This is a genomic window from uncultured Bacteroides sp. (genome assembly GCF_905207245.1).
Classification (GTDB): Bacteria; Bacteroidota; Bacteroidia; order Bacteroidales; family Bacteroidaceae; genus Bacteroides.
The window spans coordinates 1-5,142 of sequence record NZ_CAJLKP010000156.1; the positions used below are offsets into that span (position 1 = coordinate 1).

5 protein-coding genes are annotated in these 5,142 nt (G+C 48.5%); all 5 read right to left on the reverse strand.

What is annotated here, in order from left to right; all coding sequences use genetic code 11:
- Positions 1 to 125: 125 nt before the first annotated feature.
- Positions 126 to 773, reverse strand: a complete 648-nt coding sequence (gene bioD, locus QZ135_RS24395) for a dethiobiotin synthase (protein ID WP_294615668.1) — start codon at positions 771 to 773, stop codon at positions 126 to 128.
- 4 nt (positions 774 to 777) lie between these two features.
- Positions 778 to 1,527, reverse strand: coding sequence for a malonyl-ACP O-methyltransferase BioC (bioC, locus tag QZ135_RS24400; RefSeq protein WP_294615670.1), 750 nt, complete (start codon positions 1,525 to 1,527; stop codon positions 778 to 780).
- Complete coding sequence (locus QZ135_RS24405) at positions 1,512 to 2,231, reverse strand: pimeloyl-ACP methyl esterase BioG family protein (RefSeq protein WP_294615672.1); 720 nt, start codon at positions 2,229 to 2,231, stop codon at positions 1,512 to 1,514. Before QZ135_RS24405 ends, bioC begins: the two co-directional genes overlap by 16 nt.
- A 1-nt stretch (position 2,232) precedes the next feature.
- The gene (locus QZ135_RS24410; protein ID WP_294615674.1) at positions 2,233 to 3,387 is read right to left on the reverse strand and encodes an 8-amino-7-oxononanoate synthase; all 1,155 of its coding nucleotides are present in this window, start codon (positions 3,385 to 3,387) and stop codon (positions 2,233 to 2,235) included.
- Between the two features lie 74 nt (positions 3,388 to 3,461).
- Positions 3,462 to 5,142, reverse strand: a 1,681-nt coding sequence (gene bioA, locus QZ135_RS24415; protein ID WP_294615676.1) for an adenosylmethionine--8-amino-7-oxononanoate transaminase, incomplete at its 5' end; no start/stop codon positions are given.

Below are 5,142 nucleotides of genomic sequence, written 5' to 3' on the forward strand. Positions count from 1 at the left end.
TACAAGCTACGAGTGACAAGTGCCTTTCGGTGTGATAGCCGGGCGAATAATTATTTGCCCACGAGTACAGCGCAGCAACTCGTAACTCGTAGCTTGTAGCTCGTAACTTAATTTAGCGCGGAGCACTAAATTATCATTTCCGGCACCACCATAAACTTTGTCCCGGGAAAATATTTATCCATATACCGGCGGATATACTGCATCGTATCCTCCTGTATCGTAGTATCTTCTACGGTGGGATACAGATTATATAACACAGTATCCAATTGTATTCCCCTGTTCCGTATCGCCTCAAAACTTAATAAAGTGTGATTGATGCTTCCCAGTTTTCCCGAAGTGACAAAAACAAGTGGATATTTCTTCTCCGCAACGTAATCAATCGTCAGATAATCCTCGGTAAGCGGCACCATCAGTCCGCCTGCCCCTTCCACGAGTACTGCATCGTAGCGGCGTGCAAGCTCCTGCGTGGCGCGTTCTATCTTTCCAAAATCAATCGGTCGGTTATCTATCCGGGCTGCCAGGTGGGGAGAACAAGGATAAGAGAATATTTCCGGCATGGTCAGTCCTTCTCGGTCTTCCTCCGTCATGCCGATGCCCATGAGCTGCCGGTGCAGGTCTATATCCTCAGAATGCCCTGTGTTGCCTGTCTGGATGAATTTCTGTGTGATGACACGTTTACCGCTACGAATCAGTTCACAAGCAAAGAAAGCGGTGCAATAAGACTTTCCGGCATCCGTATCGATGCCACTGATAAAATAAATGTTATTTTCCATTGTTCTATTTGTTTTTCTTTCGTGCAATCATATAAATGGGATGATACGTTAGGCTAACGTTACCGTCCTCCTGACCGAATTGCCCGGTATATCCGTTGCAGAATGCCTGCAAGCGTCCGCGCGTCCATATTTTCTTTTCTGTGCCCGTCACTCCGGTTTGTTTCAGATGTTGAAGAACCTGGAGAGGGGTAGCAAAGGGGAGGGGTACTATCTCTTCTTCTGCATATACGGTTTCGAAATGAGGACTGAGCAACTCATTCAGTCCTTCTATCGGAAGATAATCGAGTCCGTGTCCTGTCAATGCACGTATCTCCCGCATATTTTCAGCCCCGAAGGTGCTAAAGGCAAGGTAACCGCCATCTGCCAGGAAGCTGTGGCAACGGGCAAAGAATTTTTTCGGATTATTAAACCATTGCAGGGTGGAGCATGAAGTGATTAAGTCCGTTTTCTCTGGAAATTCCAGTATTTCGGCGTCACCGGGCATGAAGTGCACGGCATCTTGCAGAAGCAAATCAGTCAGGCATTCCTTCATTTCCGGGCATAGGTCGTTCAACAGCAATGTTTCTGGTTGGAGCTGGTGCAGCAATATTCTGGAGTAGCTACCGGTACCGCATCCGAACTCCACAATGTGGTGGAAGGGTGCATCGGGCAATAGGCGCATCATCTTCTCGGCTACTTGCTGTTGTACCCGTGCTTCGTGTGAGTATGTATCCCGTGCACGGGCAAAGCGTTCGGCTATCAGTCGTTTATCCATACCTTTTCCAGATAGGTTTCAAATAGTTCTTGGGCGTAATGTGCCGTTTCTATTCTGATGACGATATGCGCTTCAGCCATAAAAGGTGTGCTTTTCTCATCACGTGTCCATGCCTTTTTTTGGTTTTCGGATGGGATGATGCGGTCTTCTGTGGCTATGACGGATGTGCACCAGTCGAAAGGATAGGCGGGTCCGGTGGTATAAGCTGTTTCGATGGCAGTCAATTCTTCCCGCAGCTCCTCCAGTGGTCTGTGCGGAGTGATGGCAAGGAACTTCCTGAATGCTGCACTGTCCGCACACATGCGGCGGAGGAATTTGTGCAAGGATGCATCCGTCAGTCCTTCCAGTGTACCGTGATAAATGGCAGGTGGTATGCCACGTTCTTCATCAATGGGAAACGGCGTACCGTTGATGGCGATTGTTTTTCCGAGAGGCAACCGGCTGTTTTCCGAAGTTTCACCTGCTATTACTTTCCCTAATACTTGCGATGCCGCCCAAACTCCCATCGACCAGCCCACAACATTCACCTCTTCATAATCCTTCAATACTTGCGAATCGAATGACAGATTACGGTAGTCATAGCAAATCATAAAGTCGCTGTTTGCGGGGCGATAATCCTTAAACGGAGTCTCATCGGCTCCCCATCCGGCAAAGAACAATAATAGCCGGGAATGTCTTTCTTGTATAATGAATTTTTGTATCATATCATTGTATATACTTTATCAATTCTCTGATTTCTTCCTCTGTAATTTCCGCTGTCAGCGAGAAACGAATGCGTGATGTGCCTTCCGGAACGGTAGGTGGCCTTACGGGCAGGGCGTAGAAACCATGCCGTTGCAGAACTTCCGCCCTCAAAATGGTCTCAGAACTTGTTCCTACAATCATTGGTACTATACAGCTTGCACTTGGACAATCATAACCCTTCTCCTTTAAGGTGTTGCGAAGAATATTGCTAATATTTTTCAGATGTATTCTTCGCTCCTTTAATCCGGCTAGTCTCCGCACAATGAACAAAGTCCATGCTATGTTTATCGGCGGAAGGGCTGTTGTAAATATTAATGTCCGCATCCGGTTCACCAGATATTCCCTTATGGTGCGTCGGCATACGATGTAAGCCCCGGCAGATGCAGCGGCTTTGCCGAAAGTTCCTACCAAGAAATCAATCTCTCGGATGCACCCGGTTTCTTCTGCATAACCCAAACCTTGCTCTCCCCGTACCCCGAAAGCATGTGCTTCATCCACATAAAGCAATACATTGTCATACGTCTGTTTCAGTCGCACCAGTTCCTTTAGGTCTGCTACATCTCCATCCATGCTGAAAATGCTTTCAGTAACGATGATTATTTGCCTGTAAGCGGCATGATTTTCGGCCAGCAGACGTTCCAGTTGCTTCATGTCGTTGTGGCGGTAGCGGATGCACCGTGCTGCCGAAAGGCGGATGCCGTCAATCAGGCTTGCGTGTACCAGTTTATCCGCCAGTATCAGAGTTTGCACATCGCTCACCGCAGGCAGAATGCCTGTGTTGGCATGATAACCACTATTGAACACCAATGCGGCTTCTGTTCCGAACAACTGTGTAAGTGTCTGTTCCAGTTCCTCGTAGATAGTGAAGTTGCCTGTCAGCAGCCGTGATGATGAAGATGTGGGCAGAAAGTTATCTGCCGTCAGCTCTTGCAGAAATTCTTCGCGCAGTTTCCGGTCGGCTGCCAGTCCCAGATAGTCATTTGAAGAGAGATTCAGCATCCGCCGTCCGTTTGCAATAACATCCCGCCCTTCATGTGTCAGGGCAGGTAGGGTTCGCAGGTTGCTGCGTTCTTTCAGTGCCTGCAACTCCTGTTGCATTTGCTCTATTACATTCATAAGCAGATAATCATATTTGTTCTTTGAGCGTTAATAACGCCGATTTTCCCTTTTAATTATTAATTCTTTAATTTTTAATTTGCCTGCCACAATATCTTCAATAAACTGCTTGTCAGCTTCGTCAATTGTTCCGGCTCTATGATAAATGGTGGCATGATGTACACCAGTTTACCGAACGGGCGCACCCAGATGCCTTCTTCCACAAACCGGTGCTGCATCCATGCCATGTCCACCGGGTCCTGCACTTCAATTACTCCGATGGCGCCCAGCACCCGTACATCCACCACTTGTGGCAAGTTTAATGCCGGTTCCAGCTCGCGCCATAATTGTTCTTCGATGCGGTTCACTTTTCCCTGCCAGTCATATTCCGGTGAAGTCAGCAACCTTATGGATGCGCATGCTACCGCACATGCCAGTGGGTTTCCCATAAATGTAGGGCCGTGCATGAAAGCTCCCGGTGCGTGATTGGATATTGTGTCTGCCACTTCATTTGTTGTCAGTACGGCGGAGAGAGTCATATATCCTCCCGTCAGCGATTTTCCTATGCACATGATGTCCGGTTCCACTCCTGCATGTTCCCAGGCAAACATCTTACCCGTGCGTCCGAAGCCTGTGGCGATTTCATCAAAAATCAGCAAAATGTTGTATTCTTTGCATATCCGCGCAGCTTCACGCAGGAATTGCGGGTGGTAGAACCACATTCCGCCTGCACCCTGCACGATGGGTTCAATGATAAGCGCAGCCAGTTCTTCATGATGTTTCTCTACGATGTCCAGCAGTTCCAGTGCATCGTCTGCATCCCACTCTCCATCGAAGCGGGAGCGGGGACGGGATGAGAAATAGCGTACCGGCAATGCCGAACCGAACAGCGAGTGCATCCCCGTCACCGGGTCGCATACTGACATTGCGTTCCAGGTATCTCCATGATACCCGCGCCGGACCGTTACAAAATTACTTTTCTTTGCCAGGTGCGCCTGTTCCGGAGCCGACTGACTTTTGGCATACCAATATTGTACCGCCATTTTCATAGCCACTTCCACCGCCACCGAACCGGAGTCTGCATAAAATATCTTTTGCATGGATGGCGGCACTAGTGGCAACAGTAGTTTGCCCAGTTCTATCGCCGGGTCATGCGTCAGACCGCCGAACATGACGTGGGATATCTTGCCGATTTGTTCCTGTAAGGCTGCATTCAGCACCGGATTATTATATCCATGCACCATGCACCACCAGGACGACATACCCTCTATGAGCACCTTTCCGTTTTCCAATGTAATGGTTGCTCCGTCTCCCCGTTTCACTTTATATACTGGGAGAGGATTGGTGGTCGAAGTATAGGGATGCCACAGATGTTCCTTGTCAAACTGTGAATCACTGAAATGATATCCTGCTTCTTCTATCAGAGCTTTATCCTCGGAAACCTTTGAGCCGAGTGTTGTCAGCAAATCTCCCACGATGGCGGAATTGATGCCGATATACAGGGATTTCTTCACAGCTTCTTTCGTCAGTTGTGAACGTCCTCCGGCAAAGCGCAGATAGGCTGTAGGGTTGATGAAGCGGAACAAGGCGATGGTGGTCAGCACTTCTTCTTCCGTCAGCACTGCTTGGCCTTCCAGGGGTGTTCCCGGAATGGGTTGTAATAGGTTTAGGGGTATGGATGATACTTCCAAATCCCTCAGTGTAAAAGCAAATTCAATCCGTTGTGATGCCGTTTCGCCCATACCGATGATACCCCCACAGCAAATATCCATGCCT